The sequence below is a fragment of the Virgibacillus sp. MG-45 genome (genome assembly GCF_036409425.1).
Lineage (GTDB): Bacteria > Bacillota > Bacilli > Bacillales > Amphibacillaceae > LDC-1.
The window spans coordinates 24,103-41,982 of record NZ_JAXOFU010000007.1 but is presented as its reverse complement, the minus strand read 5'-3'; the positions used below and the strand labels follow the sequence as shown (position 1 = coordinate 41,982).

General features: G+C 39.7%; 12 protein-coding genes. 1 reads left to right on the top strand and 11 read right to left on the bottom strand.

Annotation, left to right across the window (positions count from 1 at the left end; all coding sequences use genetic code 11):
* Positions 1-117: 117 nt before the first annotated feature.
* The 10 genes from icmF to SPK86_RS08990 all read right to left on the bottom strand — a co-directional run bounded on the left by icmF (position 118) and on the right by SPK86_RS08990 (position 14,868).
* Positions 118-3,354 carry a fused isobutyryl-CoA mutase/GTPase IcmF gene (icmF, locus tag SPK86_RS09035; RefSeq protein WP_330949163.1) on the bottom strand — a complete coding sequence of 1,079 codons (3,237 nt, stop codon included), beginning with the start codon at positions 3,352-3,354 and terminating at the stop codon, positions 118-120.
* A 57-nt stretch (positions 3,355-3,411) separates the two neighbouring features.
* Complete coding sequence (locus SPK86_RS09030; RefSeq protein ID WP_284140151.1) at positions 3,412-4,029, bottom strand: TetR/AcrR family transcriptional regulator; 618 nt, start codon at positions 4,027-4,029, stop codon at positions 3,412-3,414.
* A complete protein-coding gene (gene meaB, locus SPK86_RS09025) occupies positions 4,016-4,969 on the bottom strand; it encodes a methylmalonyl Co-A mutase-associated GTPase MeaB (protein WP_330949239.1) in 954 nt (317 codons plus the stop codon). Before meaB ends, SPK86_RS09030 begins: the two co-directional genes overlap by 14 nt.
* Before the next feature lie 99 nt (positions 4,970-5,068).
* On the bottom strand, positions 5,069-6,208 hold the full coding sequence (locus SPK86_RS09020; protein WP_284140152.1) for an acyl-CoA dehydrogenase: 1,140 nt from the start codon (positions 6,206-6,208) through the stop codon (positions 5,069-5,071).
* 114 nt (positions 6,209-6,322) lie between these two features.
* Positions 6,323-7,462 (bottom strand): acyl-CoA dehydrogenase, encoded by a 1,140-nt coding sequence (locus SPK86_RS09015; RefSeq protein WP_330949162.1) that lies wholly within the window; start codon positions 7,460-7,462, stop codon positions 6,323-6,325.
* Between the two features lie 45 nt (positions 7,463-7,507).
* Entirely contained in the window at positions 7,508-8,359 is an 852-nt protein-coding gene (locus tag SPK86_RS09010; protein WP_284140154.1) for a 3-hydroxybutyryl-CoA dehydrogenase, read from the bottom strand.
* 331 nt (positions 8,360-8,690) lie between these two features.
* Positions 8,691-9,878: an acetyl-CoA C-acetyltransferase gene (locus SPK86_RS09005; protein ID WP_330949161.1), complete on the bottom strand. Its 1,188-nt coding sequence runs from the start codon at positions 9,876-9,878 to the stop codon at positions 8,691-8,693.
* Between the two features lie 558 nt (positions 9,879-10,436).
* Positions 10,437-12,545, bottom strand: a complete 2,109-nt coding sequence (locus SPK86_RS09000) for a heterodisulfide reductase-related iron-sulfur binding cluster (protein ID WP_443089770.1) — start codon at positions 12,543-12,545, stop codon at positions 10,437-10,439.
* Between the two features lie 239 nt (positions 12,546-12,784).
* Positions 12,785-14,455 (bottom strand): arginine--tRNA ligase, encoded by a 1,671-nt coding sequence (argS, locus tag SPK86_RS08995; protein WP_330949160.1) that lies wholly within the window; start codon positions 14,453-14,455, stop codon positions 12,785-12,787.
* Positions 14,452-14,868 (bottom strand): DUF1934 domain-containing protein, encoded by a 417-nt coding sequence (locus SPK86_RS08990; protein ID WP_284140157.1) that lies wholly within the window; start codon positions 14,866-14,868, stop codon positions 14,452-14,454. The genes argS and SPK86_RS08990 overlap by 4 nt, the downstream gene beginning before the upstream one ends.
* A 262-nt stretch (positions 14,869-15,130) precedes the next feature.
* On the opposite strand from SPK86_RS08990, the gene SPK86_RS08985 reads away from it, so the two are divergent.
* Complete coding sequence (locus SPK86_RS08985; protein ID WP_330949159.1) at positions 15,131-17,155, top strand: transglycosylase domain-containing protein; 2,025 nt, start codon at positions 15,131-15,133, stop codon at positions 17,153-17,155.
* A gap of 185 nt (positions 17,156-17,340) precedes the next feature.
* On the opposite strand, the gene SPK86_RS08980 is transcribed toward SPK86_RS08985, so the two are convergent.
* Complete coding sequence (locus SPK86_RS08980) at positions 17,341-17,865, bottom strand: YwhD family protein (protein ID WP_284140159.1); 525 nt, start codon at positions 17,863-17,865, stop codon at positions 17,341-17,343.
* Positions 17,866-17,880 lie beyond the last annotated feature (15 nt).

Sequence of the window (17,880 nt, the reverse complement as noted above, 5' to 3'; positions counted from 1 at the left end):
TGTTAAAAAAGAAAGCTAGGGCAAAAAATTTTGGTATTCAAATAAACCGACCGAAATATTTATAACTTCAAAAAAAAGACCAGGAGGATACCTCCTGGCTAATTCCCCTCACGCATTCTACATATTTCTTCGATATTGTCCACCGACCTCATAAAGCGCATTTGTAATTTGTCCTAAACTAGCTACTTTTACTGTTTCCATTAATTCACTAAAAATATTCCCACCAGAAGCAGCAGTCCGTTTTAATCGGTCTAATGCATCTATCACTTCTTCTTTATGGCTTTCTTGAAAGCGATGCAGCTCTCGGATCTGATGCTCTTTTTCTTCTTCTGTTGCACGAGCAAGCTCCATTGAATCGATTTCCTCTTCAGAAGGCGGATTCGGGTTTAAGTACGTATTTACACCAATGATCGGCAATTCACCCGAATGCTTTTTACTTTCATAATAAAGTGATTCTTCCTGTATTTTCCCGCGTTGGTATTGACGCTCCATTGCTCCAAGCACACCACCACGATCATTCATTTTCTCGAATTCCTGAAGAACCGCTTCTTCAACAAGGTCTGTTAGTTCCTCAATGATAAAGGAGCCCTGTAAGGAATTTTCATTTTTGGTCAACCCAAATTCTTTATTAATGATCATTTGAATTGCCATTGCTCGACGCACAGACTCCTCAGTTGGTGTTGTAATCGCCTCATCATAGGAATTCGTGTGCAAGGAATTACAATTATCCTGAATAGCAAGTAATGCCTGTAATGTTGTACGAATATCGTTAAAATCAATTTCCTGCGCATGTAAAGATCGACCAGATGTTTGGATATGATATTTGAGCTTTTGACTCCGTTCATTTGCACCATATTTATCCCGCATTACAATTGCCCAAATCCTGCGGGCAACACGTCCTATTACAGTATATTCTGGATCTAATCCATTCGAGAAGAAAAAAGATAGGTTCGGCGCAAAATCATCAATATCCATTCCCCGACTTAAATAATACTCTACATACGTAAATCCATTTGCAAGTGTAAATGCAAGCTGGGTAATCGGATTTGCTCCTGCTTCAGCAATATGGTACCCAGAAATAGATACAGAATAGTAGTTACGCACCTTATGATCTATAAAGTATTGCTGTATATCGCCCATCATGCGGAGCGCAAATTCCGTTGAAAATATACACGTGTTTTGTCCTTGATCTTCTTTTAAAATATCTGCTTGCACTGTTCCCCTTACAACAGCTAATGTATCTTTTTTAATTTGTTCGTATACTTCTCCTGCCGGCTCTTGTCCATGCTCCTTTTTATATTTCTCCACTTGCTGATCAATTGCTGTGTTAAAATACATTGCTAATATGATTGGTGCCGGTCCATTAATTGTCATTGATACCGAGGTCATTGGATCAATTAAATCAAAGCCATCATATAGCTTTTTCATATCCTCTAACGTACAAATGCTAACGCCACTTTCGCCAACCTTTCCATATATATCCGGGCGATGTGCCGGATCCTCCCCATACAATGTCACGGAATCAAATGCCGTTGAAAGCCGTTTCGCATCATCATCTTTCGACAAATAGTGAAACCGTCTATTCGTTCGCTCTGGTGTTCCTTCTCCAGCGAATTGTCGCTTTGGATCTTCTCCTTTTCGCTTAAACGGAAAAACACCAGCAGTATAAGGAAAAGCACCTGGTACATTTTCCTTCATCAACCAGGTTAGCCGTTCTCCCCAGTCCATGTATGTTGGAAAAGCGACCTTTGGAATTTTAACTCCTGCCAACGATTCTGTTACAATATCCATCGTGATTTCTCGATCGCGAACCTTGAATGTCATTGTGTCCTGCTTATAGCTTTGAGCGGTTTCTTCCCATTTCTCTAACATTTCCTTCGCCGTTGGCTGTAATTGCTTTTCATAGGATGAGACGGTCGCTTGTAGCGTTTCTTTTACGGTGTCATCCGGAACATCTGCTATCACACCATTTAGCTGATAAAGCTTACGTGCAATGGTACTTTGTTTTTTAATATCTTGATGATAGTTGCGAACATATTGTGCATTCTCACGCAAATAATGACGCCGTTCGTTCGTAATAATCATATTTTGCTTTTCAGCAATTTTATAACGCTCAAAATCTATTGTTTCATTCCAAGCATATTTTTCATTTAATGTATCGACAATTGCAGCAAATAAAGCATTTGTTCCGGCATCATTAAACTGACTTGCTATCGTTCCGAAAACAGGAAATTTTTCCTTATCCTGATGGAAAAGCATATGACTGCGTTCATATTGTTTCCGAACTTGATTTAATGCATCCTCAGAGCCTTTTTGTTCAAATTTATTAATGACGATAAAATCTGCAAAATCGATCATGTCGATTTTTTCAAGCTGTGTAGGCGCACCAAATTCTGCCGTCATCACGTACATCGACAAATCTGTAATATCCGTTATTGCTGCATCTCCTTGCCCAATTCCACTCGTTTCCACGATAATGAAATCATAACCTGATGCACGAACAACTGTGATAACATCCTGAATTGCTTTGGAAAGTTCACTCCGAGAATCCCGTGTTGCCAATGAACGCATATAAACACGATCAGAAAAAATGGCATTCATCCGAATACGATCACCAAGCAAGGCTCCACCTGTTTTTCGTTTCGTTGGATCAATGGAAATGATAGCTATCTTTTTATCGGGAATTTCATGGATAAAGCGACGAATTAGTTCATCGGTTAGTGAGCTTTTCCCCGCTCCACCAGTACCTGTAATTCCTAAAACAGGGGTCGCACTATTTCCTAATTCAGCAAGTGAACGAAGCACGTTTGCTTTTTCTTCATTATCCTCTGCTGCATTTTCCATATACGTTATAAACTTTGCCATTGCCTGACGATCGCCTTTAGTAAGTCTTGCTTTGTCTTTTTCTACATCGATTGGCGGATTTACATCACATTTTTCTAGCATGAAATTAATCATACCTTGTAGGCCAATTTCTCGACCATCTTCTGGTGAAAATATTTTAGTAACGCCATATGCATGCAGTTCTTTTATTTCTCGAGGGATAATTACCCCACCACCGCCACCAAATACATGGATATGCGATGCTCCCATTTCATTTAATAAATCAATCATATATTTAAAATATTCTACATGCCCGCCTTGATAAGATGAGATTGCAATACCTTGGGCATCCTCTTGAATCGCTGCGTGCACCACTTCTTCAACAGAACGATTATGGCCTAAATGAATCACCTCTGCACCGCTTGATTGCAAAATCCGGCGCATAATATTTATCGAAGCATCATGTCCATCAAACAAGCTAGATGCTGTCACAAATCGAACTGGATTTTTCGGCTTATATATGTCCATCATTCATCCTCCCCGTTTTTATGCATCATTTTCTGTTTTTTCATCCCCTCTTTGTTTCCCTTATGATTCAACAGATAAAGCACGCATTAAATAATGAATTTGACGATCAATATATTCTTCTCGTGTAAAGTTTTTTTGGAGCATCCAACGACGGAAGCCCCACATTTGTCCTTGAACAAAAATGTTATTGGCTAATAGCTCTGCATCGCGTTCCGATACATCATGTGGTAGGCACGATAAAATCACGCGTTTTAACATACCGACCATTTCTCGTTCTTTTTCCAACACATATTCTTTCGATTCTTTTTTCAGCGATTTTACTTCTTGATACATGATGAGAACTTCCTCCTGCATCTCATCCATAAGCATAAGATACGCTTTCACAACGGTAACCAAGTTATGGATAGAAGGATGCTCTAAATCAATTTGTTCTTCTAAACGAGATTGTACCTGTGCATAAATGGCATCACAAACTAAAAACAATACATCCTCTTTCGTTCGAATATACTCATACAACGTTCCAATGCTAAAGCCAGCTTCTTTAGCAATCTCGCGTGTTGTCGTTCGGTGGAAGCCCTTTTCCTTAAATAAAGTAATTGCTCCTTTAATCATTTGATTCCGCCGCTTTTCAATTAATTGTTGGTCTTTTACAGAGGTCAGGATTTCATTCTCGCCCATGTGCTGTGCCCCCTTCCTCCTGTTTCCATTTTTCGAATAGCGTTTTAGCTAGCCGATAAGGATCGACACTTGCAGTAATTTGCAATAAGCTGTTTTCTCGTTCCAGATAAAGCTTCACCTCTCGCCAAATCTCTTCTCGCATTAACTCCATTACTTCGAGCTCCTGCTGTTGTACTCGACGCTTCTCTCCTTCTTGTGTTTCATATAAAAATCGATGATGTGTTTTTATATGATCCCAAAGTTCGTCTATACCTTTATTTTCTGTCGTTATTGTTTTTACGATCGGTACTTCATATTGTTCATTGCTCGTCATACTAACCAATTCTCGCAGCAAAGCTGTTAGCTTACCTACGCCATGTAAGTCTGCTTTATTGATTACAAATAGATCAGCAATTTCCATAATCCCTGCTTTAAATATTTGCAGGACATCGCCACTATTCGGTGTTAGGACTACAGCTGTTGTATCGACAATTTTCATAATATCAAGCTCAGACTGCCCTACCCCCACCGTCTCTACGATAATAACGTCAAAGCCATAGGCATCACATATTCGAACTGTATCCTTTGTTGCACGCGCTAGACCACCAAGGCTACCACGTGTTGCCATACTTCGGATAAACACGCCATCATCGACGAAATGCTTATTCATTCGAACACGATCCCCTAGCAATGCACCTCCACTAAACGGACTTGTCGGATCAACTGCAATTACAGCTACTGTTTTTCCTTCGGCTCGAACCTTCTCGATTAATCGATTTACTAATGAGCTCTTTCCAGCGCCAGGAGATCCTGTTATACCGACATACAGTGCTTTTTTTTGCATCGAAAAAATAGCACTAAGCAGCTCCAGTTTTTCTTCATCATCATTTTCAACGAGTGTAATGGCTTTGGCTAAAGCTCGAATGTCTTTGTGTTTTATCCGGTCGACGAGTGGGTGCATGACGTCCATTCCTTTCTTGCGATCAATATTTACCATTTACACGTAATATGATTGCTTGTTATTATGAAACGATCCATAATCATATCGCTTCAAATACAATTATTTCGTTAGCATTCTTCCGATAACAAGACGCTGTATTTCATTCGTACCTTCATAAATTTGCGTGATTTTCGCATCACGCATATACCGTTCAACAGGATAATCCTTCGTATATCCATAACCGCCAAACACTTGGACTGCTTCTGTTGTAATACGCATAGCTGCATCTCCTGCAAATAACTTAGACATTGCAGAAGCTTTTCCATATGGAAGCCCCTCTGATTCAAGCCATGCAGCTTGATATGTGAGCAATCTTGATGCTTCGATTTCTGTCGCCATGTCTGCTAATTTAAAAGAAATACCTTGGTTATGGGCAATTGGCTTTCCAAACTGCTCTCTTTCTTTAGCATAATCAACAGCAGCATCTAGGGCTCCTTGAGCAATTCCTAATGCTTGCGCAGCGATCCCATTTCTTCCGCCGTCAAGCGTAGTCATCGCGATTTTAAATCCATCTCCTTCTTCACCAAGCAGATTCTCCTTCGGAATATGGCAGTTTTCAAATATTAGCTCAGTTGTTGGTGAAGAACGGATGCCTAGTTTCTTTTCTTTTTTTCCAAATGTAAATCCTTCTGTACCTTTTTCAACAATGAATGCACTAATTCCTCTATGTTTCGCATCGGTATCTGTTTTTGCAAATACAATATAAAGATCTGCCACACCACCGTTCGTAATCCATACCTTATTACCGTTTAAAATGTAGCCCGATTCATCTTTTTTAGCAACGGTTTTCATAGAAGCTACATCACTTCCTGCCCCTGGTTCAGACAATGCATATGCACCAAGCGCTTCTCCTGTTGCTAGTCGATAGAGGAACGTTTTCTTTTGTTCTTCATTTCCGTATTTATAGATAGGCCAGCTCGCTAATGACAGGTGTGCGGATAATGTAACACCAGTTGAAGCACAAACACGTGATAGTTCTTCCACTGCAATAACATAGCTTACATAATCTGCTCCAATGCCACCATACGCTTCTGGCCAAGGAATCCCCGTTAATCCAAGTTCTGCCATCTTATCGAAAATAGACCGATCAAAACGTTCTTCTTCATCTCGTTCCGCAGCAGTTGGCGCTACTTCCTTACTGGCAAAGTCACGAACCATTTTCCGCAGCATTTCCTGTTCTTCGGTTAATTGAAAATTCATTTCGTTTCCCCCTCGTATATTATGTTTAAGTACGATATTCCTTAAATCCGTTGTTTTAGATTCTTGTTTGAAATGCACGAACTCTTTTTTGTATACGCTTACTTTTAGGCGTTGTTAAGTTAAAATCTTCTTGGCTATGACCATATGTTGAATTTCATTTGTACCTTCATAAATTTCGGTTACTTTGGCATCGCGAAACAAGCGTTCAACGGGATAGTCTTCTGTATACCCATAGCCACCAAAAATCTGCACTGCTTCAATCGCGGCTTGAACTGCTGTTTTGGTTGCATAGAGCTTTGCCATTGATGCTTCTTTGCCACAAGGGATGTCTTGTTGAACGAGTGATGCAGCATGATAGATTAATAGCTTGGCAGCTTCTACATTAGTTGCCATGTCAGCAAGTTTAAAGGAAACGCCTTGATGGACAGCAATCGGTTTTCCAAACTGCTTCCGTTCTTTTGCATAGGAAACTGCATGCTCTAGCGCTGCTTCGCCTATTCCTAAAGCTTGCGCAGCAATTCCAATTCGGCCAACATTTAAATTTGCCATCGCAATTTTAAATCCTTGCCCCTCTTCTCCTAATAGCTGTTGCTGTGGAACAGCACATTGATCAAAGGTTAGCTGAACTGTATTAGAACCATGTAACCCCATTTTTCTTTCTTTCTTCCCTATTACAAGACCAGGTGTATCTTTTTCAACAATAAATGCACTAATCCCGTTTGAACCGGATTCGTTCCCTGTTCTTGCAAAGGTAATATACGTATCTGCTTCGCCACCATTCGTAATAAATACCTTTGAGCCTGATAAAATATAGTGATCTCCATCTTTAACTGCTTTTGTTTTTAAATTGGCAGCATCAGAACCCGCACTTGGCTCTGTTAGCGCAAAGGCTCCTAAATATTCTCCTCTAGCTAGCTTTGGCAAATAATGCGCTTTTTGCGCATCATTCCCGAAATATAAAATGGGATTCGTTCCTACAGATGTATGAACAGACAAAATAACCCCGAGTGCGGCACTCACTTTCGAAAGCTCATGAATCGCAATAATATAAGAAGTAAAGTCCATCCCGCTTCCGCCATATTTTTCTGGAATGGAAATCCCCATTAATCCAAGCTCTCCCATTTTTTGAACAAGCGCTTTTGGAAATCGATCTGTTTGCTCCATAAGATCTACTTCCTTTGCAACTTCTTTTTGGGCAAAATCACGAACCATTTTCCGCATCATTTGTTGCTCTTCCGTAAAATGCATATTCATTGGATGCTCCCCCTTTTGATCACAAAAAGCTACGTTTATCATTTATCATTCATATTGGTAGAAACCACGACCGGATTTTTTACCAAGCCATCCTGCACTAACATATTTGCGAAGTAAAGGACATGGACGATACTTGGAATCTCCTAAGCCATCATGCATGACTTCCATAATGGAAAGACATGTATCAAGTCCAATAAAATCCGCCAGCGTTAATGGTCCCATCGGATGATTCATTCCAAGCTTCATTACCGTATCAACATCCTCTACAGAGGCAACCCCTTCATAAACAGCATAAATCGCTTCATTGATTAACGGCATTAATACACGGTTCGCTACAAAGCCTGGAAAGTCATTTACTTCTACTGATGTTTTACCAAGCGTATCTGCCATCTTTTTTATCGTTTCAAAGGTTTCGTCGCTTGTTTGTAGACCTTTTATGATTTCAACAAGCTGCATAACTGGCACTGGATTCATGAAGTGCATGCCAATTACCTTTTCAGGCCGATTTGTTACTGCTGCAATTTCTGTAATTGGTAATGATGATGTATTAGAAGCTAAAATGGTATGTGCTGGCGTTATTCGTGCAAGCTCTTGAAAGACCTTAGTTTTAACCTCCATGTTCTCGACAACTGCTTCAATCACGACATCACAGCTTGCAGCAGCATCAACCTGTTTAGCGGCTGTTAAGCGCTGTAACGTCTCATCCTTATCAGCTGGGCTTATTCTTTCTTTTTGTACTGCTTTTTCGAGCAGCCGTTCAATATGCTGCATCCCCTTCTCCAACGCCTGTTCATTCTTATCATGTAAAAAAACCTGATATCCAGCTTGTGCACAAACCTGTGCAATCCCTGACCCCATTTGTCCTGCACCAACAACCATGACATTTCTAATTTCCATACCTTTCCCCCTCGTATATTATGTTTACACTATTTTCCGCCTCTTGTTTCTCACTGTTCCCATAAATTATTACATCGGTTAAACCCAATACTTCGCTCTACGAGTAAGCGCTTACAGGAGTTATCGCTTGAGCCTCCTCGTTCGCAAAAAATGCTCACTATGGGGTCTCAAGACGCATGTTTTTCCCGCAGGAGTCGCCGCCTCTCGTTCTAAGCAACTAAATAAAGGCTCAAACTCCTTGGGTACTCCGTGATAGTTTTTATCCATCCATGTTTTTGCACAATAATAAGTTCATTCCAGCACTTAGCGGGCAAGTGCTTGTAATGATCACTTATTTTTTAGGAACCTCAACTAATACAGCATCACCTTGCCCGCCACCACTGCAAATCGCTGCAATACCAAGTCCACCGCCAAGTCGCTTTAATTCATGAATTAACGTTAAAATGATACGTGCACCACTTGCACCAATTGGATGCCCAAGCGCAACTGCTCCACCATTAACATTTATCTTCTCTGGATCAACGTCGGCGATCTTCCCACTTGCTAAGGATACAGCAGCAAATGCTTCATTGATCTCAAATAAATCAATATCTTCTTTTGCATAGCCCGTTTTTTCAAGAAGCTTATTTATGACAAGCCCAGGAGTTTGTGGAAATTTCTCTGCTTCTACAGCTACTTCCGCATGGCCGAGTATCGTTGCCATTACTTCTTTATTCATTTCTTTTGCTTTTTCATCTGACATTACGACGAAAGCACATGCTCCATCATTTACACCAGGCGCATTTCCAGCAGTGATGGTTCCATTCGGATCAAATGCAGGACGCAGCTTTGCTAATTTTTCAACACTTGTGTCCTTTCTTGGTGCTTCATCCGTATCAACGATAATTGGATCGCCTTTTCGTTGTGGCACTTCCAATGGAACGATTTCCTCTTGAAATTTTCCTTCTTCGATTGCTTTGATAGCCCGCTGATGACTCTGATATGCCCATTCATCCTGTGCTTCTCGCGTTAGGGAAAATTCCTCCGCAGTTAAATTTCCATAATTCCCCATGTGCACGCCTGTAAATGAGCAGGTTAAACCGTCATGCATCATCATATCTTTTAAAGCTTTATCTCCCATGCGATTTCCCCATCGTGCATCTGGAAGAAAATATGGTGCATTTGACATACTCTCCATACCACCTGCAACGATAACATCTTCTTCACCAAGGCGAATTAATTGATCAGCTAATGTTACACTTCTCAAGCCAGAAGCACATACTTTATTAATTGTTTCTGTCTTTACTGTCCAAGGAATTCCAGCTTCACGTGCAGCTTGTCGTGATGGGATTTGTCCTTGTCCGCCTTGTAATACAGTTCCCATAATTACTTCATCAACTTCCGTACCATCCATTCCTGCACGTTGAAGTGCTTCACGGATTGCAGTTCCTCCTAGCTGTGATGCAGTAAAGCTTTTTAATCCACCTCCGAATTTTCCAAAGGGTGTTCTTGCTCCTGAAACAATAACCGTTTTTCGCATCCTTTTATACATCCTTTCCTTTTTGGATTACACTTTCCATTTATCATGAACTCCATTTTCACAAAATGATTTGTTGCTACTCTTGCAAAAGCATTATACTCGAAATAGTGTGAAAATCGTTAGTGAATTTTTTGCCTTAGATAACGATTTACTATTTCTTATCCCCATATCACTCGTATACAGCAATTTTAGAATCATGGCTTCCTGCGTTCTAGTGAAGGAAAAATGCTGAGACTCCTTGGAAATAAAGTGCACATTTCCTTCGTGCGATGTTACGCTTTCGAAGTCTTCCTTGTCCTGTGGGAGCAGAGGCTCATCAGCCGCCCACGGAAAGCGAAGTATTTTTCCGAAACGGCTTGTTAGCAATAGAAACGCATCGGGATTCTCCCTTAATACGATTTATTCGTGAGTAGGGTTGTAAAAAATGCCTCGCTTATATTCGATTGAACGCTCGCTCAACACGGGCTTTCAAAAGAGGAAGAGGAATGCCCTCTTCCTAACTATGAGTTTATCATAATTGTATTTCATAGAAAAAGCGGAACTGCCAAAGAGGCAAGGCTAAGCTGTTTTTGAAGCTTCTTCTATTAAAACAGATAATGCTAGAATCTCTGCAACATCCATCGTTTGAATATCCTCTTCTACTTCCTTCGCCTTTGTTCCATCACTCAACATCGTCAAACAGAATGGACAAGCGCTTGATATCATAGAAGGCTGAACAGCAAGTGCTTGCTCTGTACGTGCTACATTGATGCGATTTCCTGTCGTTTCTTCTGCCCACATTAAGCCACCACCTGCACCACAGCACATCCCGTTTTCACGACTGCGATCCATCTCTACTAATTCTAACCCCGGAATAGCCCTCAGGATTTCACGTGGAGGATCATACACGCCATTATATCTTCCTAAATAACAAGAATCATGATACGTTAATCTTTCATTAATTGAGCGTTCTGGTTTTAACTTGCCATTCATAACGAGATCATATAGCAGCTGTGTATGATGGTACACCTCTGCAGTAAAGCCAAAATCAGGGTATTCATTTTTAAAAATATTGTATGCGTGAGGATCAATCGTAACGATTTTTTTCACATCATGTTTTTGAAATTCTTTTATATTTTTCTCGGCAATCTCTTGGAATAAAAACTCATTTCCAATTCTGCGTGCCGTATCTCCTGAATTTGCTTCTTTATTTCCTAGAATAGCAAAGCGGATCCCCGCTTGATTCATTAATTTAGCAAATGCAATTGCGATTTTCTGGCTTCTGCTATCATAAGCCCCCATCGAGCTAACCCAGAATAAGTAATCAAATTCCTTTTCTTCCTTTTTCAGCTCTTTTACAGTTGGAATATAAACAGATTCATCGAGCTCACGCCATTTAATTCGATCTTTTTTAGAAAGACCCCATGGATTTCCTTGGCGTTCGATATTCATAACCGCACGTTGAATATCCGAATCCATTTTCCCTTCTGTCATAACAAGATAACGACGCAAATCAATAATCTTATCTACATGTTCATTCATGACCGGGCATGCATCCTCACAATTTCGGCATGTTGTACATGCACCAAGTTCTTCTTCTGTTATGACATCACCAATTAATTGAATGCCTTCTACACTTGCCACCGCTTCGTTTCTTGCCTTTGTAGCTAATTGATTCCCTGTTGTTCCTGCAAATGCAAAGGTAGGTACCCATGGCGTTTTTCCTGTTACTGCTGCCCCTTTTTCTGTTAGATGATCACGAAGCTTAATCATCAAATCCATTGGTGAAAGCATTTTTCCTGTTGTTGATGCTGGGCATACATCAGTACAACGACCACATTCAACACATGCATAGAAATCTATCATTTGCACCTGTTCAAAGTCTTCTACTTTCCCAACACCAAAGGATACTTCTTCTTCCTCTTCATCTTCGATATCAAAGTCGAGCTTTTTTAGTTTCCCTGGCACACGCTTACTGAAAAAAACATTAATTGGTGCTGCAATTAAATGGGCATGCTTTGACTGTGGAACATAAACGAGAAAGGACAGTAAGGTAATCGTATGAATCCACCACGCAATATAAAAGACTACCATTGCTACAGTTGGTGAGAGCCAACCAAAGACACCTGCTATGAGACTAGCAATTGGCTCTGTCCATGTTGGATCATGGCCATGCCAAATTTGCGCCATTCCATTTCCTAGTAGAACAGAAAGCATTAATGTACCGATAAAAATGAGAACAAGACCAGCTTTAAATCCTCGCTTTAATCGAACAAGCTTTTCAATATAACGGCGATAAAACGCCCAAACTACCGCAGTGAGAATCATCAACGTTACGAGCTCTTGAAAAAAAGTAAATCCCGGATAAAGCGGTCCGAAAGGCAAATGCTTTTCTGGAACCAACCCTTTAATAAACATGTCGATCGCGCCAAATTGAACAAGGATAAAGCCGTAAAACATCATAACGTGAATTGCACCTGACTTTTTATCCTTTAAAAGCTTTGTTTGACCAAATACAATGGTCAGGATTTTTTTCAGCCGGGTTTTTAAATCCTTATCAAATTCCGATTTTCTTCCAAGCTTTATATATGCAACTCTTGTTGCAATTACCTTGGCAAATAAAAAAACGGCATAACCAGTTATTCCAATGAATGCAAGTAAATTCACCAACAAAAATAAATTCACCATCCGCTCCCCCTTTGTTATAGTATAGCGAAAAATGATAACGGTTGCATTTTTCAGAAAAAAATAATTTCTAATTCCTCATGTATACGTCTACTATAAAATATGAATGATCATTCAGTCAACCTGTTTTTGTAAAATATAATATTCTACATGCACATAAAAAAAGCTTGAATTCACAAAAAACAAAAGAAAAGCTGCTCTAATAAAGACTAAAACAGCTTTATTTCGAACAGCTTTTTCAATTACATCTTTTCTGGAGCCGTTACCCCTAGTAAGGCAAGGGCATTTGCTATCGTAATACGTACCGCCTTCATCAAGGCTAGACGTGCATAAGTTAATGCTTCATTATCTGCATCTAATACCTTTTCCGCATTATAAAAACTATGCAATAAAGATGCCAAATCGAAAACGTATTGTGTTACTCGATGTGGTGCTTGCTTTTGGGCTGCATCTGCAACAACCTGTGGATATTCGCCAAGCTTTTTCAACAGCTCTGTTTCCTTTTCTGCTGTGAGCAATGCTGCATCAAACGCACCGTCTAATGCAAAGCCTTTATTTTCTGCTTGCTTTAGCATCGTACTTATTCGAGCATGTGCATATTGAACATAGTAAACCGGGTTATCATTTGATTCTGAACGCGCTAGATCCATATCAAAATCTAACTGTGCATCATTGGAACGCATAACGAAAAAGTATCGAACTGCATCTACGCCAACTTCACTCATGAGTTCACGTAAAGAAACTGCGTTTCCTGTTCGTTTACTCATACGCACCTTTTGTCCATTTTCAAATAGGTTAACCATTTGAATGATTTTTACTTCAAGCTTATTTTTCGGATATCCTAGTGCTTGGATCGCTGCTTTCATACGTGGGATATAGCCATGATGGTCTGCTCCCCAAACGTTAATAAGCTGATCAAAGCCACGATCAATTTTATTTTGGTGATACGCAATATCTGGCGTTAAATACGTGTAGCTGCCGTCATTCTTAACGAGCACACGGTCTTTATCATCTCCGAAATCTGTCGAACGAAACCAGACAGCACCGTCTTTTTCATACGTATAGTTGCCTTCTGCTAATTTATGAAGCATTGGTGTTATTTTATTTTCCTCATATAAGCTTTTCTCTGAAAACCAATTATCAAATGTGACACCAAATTCATTTAAATCTGCTTCTATTTTTTGAAACTCATATTTTAATCCATATTCCTTAAAGAAGGTAATTCGTTCATCATTCGCTTCATGAAGCCACTTATCTCCATACTCTTTCGCTAGTTCTTCACCGATTTCTACAATATCCGCACCATGATACCCATCCTCTGGCATTTCCGCTTCACGCCCAAGTGCTTGTGCATAACGCGCCTCAATCGAACGCGCCAAGTTATCAATTTGATTGCCAGCGTCATTCATATAATACTCACGTTCTACTTGATAACCGGATGTAGCAAGAAGATTACATAACACATCTCCAAATGCTGCTCCTCTTGCATGACCTAAGTGTAAATCTCCAGTAGGATTTACCGATACGAACTCAACCTGAATTCGTTTTCCGTGTCCGGTATTTGTTGTTCCATAAGCAGCTCCAGCGTCTAAGATTGCAGGAATGACATCTTCAAGAAAATCTGTTTTCATGAAAAAATTAATAAAGCCCGGTCCAGCAATTTCCACGCGATCAATGGATGCTGCTGTTTTATCTAAATGGGATACAATATCGTCTGCAATCATTTTGGGGGCTTTTTTTGCAACACGGGCAAGCTGCATGGCAATATTTGTAGCAAAATCACCATGTGACTTTTCTTTCGGCTTTTCTAAAATGATGGATGGTATTTCTTCTTCGCTAGCTAGATCCGCTTTCAAAACCGCTGCTTTAATTTGTTGCTTTAATGTATCCTCTGTTTGCTCTAGGATATTCATGCTATATCCTCCTTCTTATAGTTAAGCTCTAGCAAATGCTTTCGAGCTTCTTGTCCGTTTAATTTCACTGTGTAATCAATTGTTAACTGGCCATTTTCTTGATCTGTATCCTCATAAGAAATAGCATTCGTATATGTTTCCATATGGATCGTGCCATATGGATGACGAAGTACATTTTCAGTAATCTGTCTCTCCACAAACTGTTGATTCATCATTACATTACCGGTTCTTTTAATGTTTACCTTCTCCGGCTGAATCGTTATTAGGTTTTTAATTACAGCATTCTCCTCTGATACTTCTTCAAAAAGCAGCACATGAATATTTTCACGTCGCTGCAGTGTGCCTAATTGACAAATTGTATTATATTCCATTTGACCATTATCATCAATGGTTGTGCGCATTTCTATTTTCACGCTTTGCCTCATAAAATCGCCTCTACAATAAATGATTTGCCTTCATGCTATATCTGTTAATTATAGCGTTCAATAGAAGGTTTTTTCAATACCCTAATTATTTTCATCCCCAGGTCTTTGTGCTTTCGTTAATTTTCTTATAAATTGATTTGTTGCTCGTTTATATCCGCTCTATTCGTTCAATACTGGTTAATACGTATGAATCAAGATTACAACTACTTTTTATTCTTCTATACACCCTAAAGAAAACGAGGTAATTGCGATGAAAAAAAGAAGATCTTTTATTCGAAAATGGGGGGTAAGAACACTTTTCATTGTTGGTGCTTGCTTTATGTTGTTCATTGCAGGTGTTTATGTGACGAGCTTTTTGCTTGGACCCCCACCAATTAACAGTGATAAAAATACAATCTATTATAGCGATGATGGCTCAGTTATTGGAGAGGAAAAAGGCGTTGAAAATCGACATTGGATAAACTTAGAAGATATGTCTAGCGATTTAGTCGATGCTACTTTATTAATTGAAGATCAACATTTTTTCAAACATAACGGGTTTGATTTAAAACGTATCGTTGGAGCAGCCATACGTGATTTACAGCACTTTTCATTGAAGGAAGGTGCAAGTACGCTAACCCAACAATACGCTCGAAATCTTTATCTTACACAAGAGAAAACGTGGACAAGGAAATTAAAGGAAGCGTTTTATACGATTCGTTTAGAAATGTTTTATTCAAAAAAAGAGATTCTTGAGGGCTATTTAAATACAATATACTATGGCCATGGCGCATACGGCATTGAAGCGGCTAGTAAATTATTTTTTAACAAGTCAGCGAACAGCTTGTCATTAGCTGAGTCTGCAATGCTAGCTGGTATTCCAAAAGGCCCTACGTATTATTCTCCAATTAATGATCCAGAAAGGGCAAAAAAGAGACAGGAGCTCATCTTGTCGCAAATGAAAAATGAAAACATCATTTCTCCACAAGGATTCACAAACGCGAAGAACGAACCGCTTCTCTATGCAACAAAAGAAGAAACCAAAAGAACAGGGTTAGGAAGTTATTTTCAGGATACGGTTATTCGGGAAGCAGCCGGCATACTCCAATTAGACATAGAAGCAGTAAAATCTGGTGGTTACCATATTTATACGACAATGGACAAAGCTGCACAACAAATGATGGAGAAGCGTGTACAAGAGACCGTCCCTAATTCTACCGATATGCAAATCGGTGCCATAGCAATGATGCCAGATAGTGGACAAATTAAAGCACTTATTGGAGGAAAGAATTATAAGGATAGCCCTTATAATCGTGCCATTGTAGCAAAACGAATGCCAGGATCTGCTTTTAAGCCTTTTTTGTATTATGCGGCATTGGAAAATGGATATACCGCGACTACGAAAGTGATGAGCAAGCCAACCGCTTTTACATTAGAAAACGGAAATGTGTATCAGCCTAGTAACTACAATGGGTACTATGCTTATGAACCGATTACATTAGCCCAGGCTTTGGCCCTTTCTGACAATATTTATGCAGTAAAAACCATTCTTTATCTTGGGGAGGGTAAACTTACTGAAACTGCACGAAAATTCGGTATTACAAGTGAACTTCCTGCTGTGCCATCACTTGCCTTAGGTACTGCATCTGTTTCTGTGCTAGAAATGGTACGAGGTTATGCCATGTTGGCCAACGGCGGTATGGCAGTGTCAGCGCACACTATCGAACGAATTGTCGATTATAATGGCAAGGAGATTTATAAACGAGCCCCACATTCAAGCGAAAAAGTGCTCGATGCCCAGAAGACGTTCATCCTGTCCCAATTAATGACAGGTATGTTCGATGAATCCTTGAATGGGTATATGCCAGTGACTGGCTCTACCATTACGGATCAATTAACACGGGAATATGCTGGAAAATCTGGTACTACTAGGTCAGACAACTGGATGATTGGCTTTAGCCCTGATTTAGTTACTGGGATTTGGACCGGCTATGATGATAATCGCGCCATCGAAAAGGTTGCCGAACAATCCTATGCTAAAAAGATATGGGCAAACTTCATGGAAGAGGCTCATGAAGGAAAGCCTGAACAATCATTTAAGGAACCAAAAGGAGTCATCGGTATCCCAATTGATCCAACTACAGGCGAACGAGCAACCCCGTATTGTCCAACGAGAACGGTGATGTATTTTATTGCAGGAAACGAGCCAACAGAAAGCTGTACTATCCATCTACATGAAGAAAAAAAGGAAGAAAATGAATCCTTTGAAAAATGGTTTGATATGTTTCTTCCCTAATAAACAAAAGAAGCCGACCTTTTGAAGAGGTGTCCAATCTCTTCGATGGTCGGCTTCTTTTTTGTCCTAGCAATACATGTTTTAGCCCATGTATACATATTTTACAAACTTCTGTTGGAAAGTACAATAATTTAACAGTTTGTTCACGATTAAGTCACAAATTATTCACAATTATATGTTGTAGTTTATTGTACATCTAATGCATTTTTTAGTTCTTCTGAAGAATTTTCCCAAAATTGTTGATTAAAGGTTTTCAAATAATCACCTAGAAGCTTTTTAGAATGGTCATCCATATGATCGACAATGATTTTTCCCTTTAATGACTTATCCATATGGGTGACATGTTCAGGCATCGATTTATAAGCTCGTTTTATAGAGCGATCGACACGGATTTCACTTCCGGCAACACCAGCATAATATGGACCGTTCTCACCATGTTCAACATTTACCCAAACAATCCAATAAAGCTTCCCATTAGGAACAGCATCTTTATCCGGAAGCCATTTTACTCTTCGCTCTATTTCACTGCGCGCATGCATTGCCCCCATATCTACATAGGCTTTATTTTCATTTGGGTCGACAATAACGGAAGACATGTTTTCTAGGCTTATTGCACCAACTCCATAGCCGCCATGTCCATCATTGGAATCATCCTTTATAATTGTAAATGCATTATTCTTCTTTTTATTTGAAGATTGATCTGAATGCATGTTGATCCTCCTTCT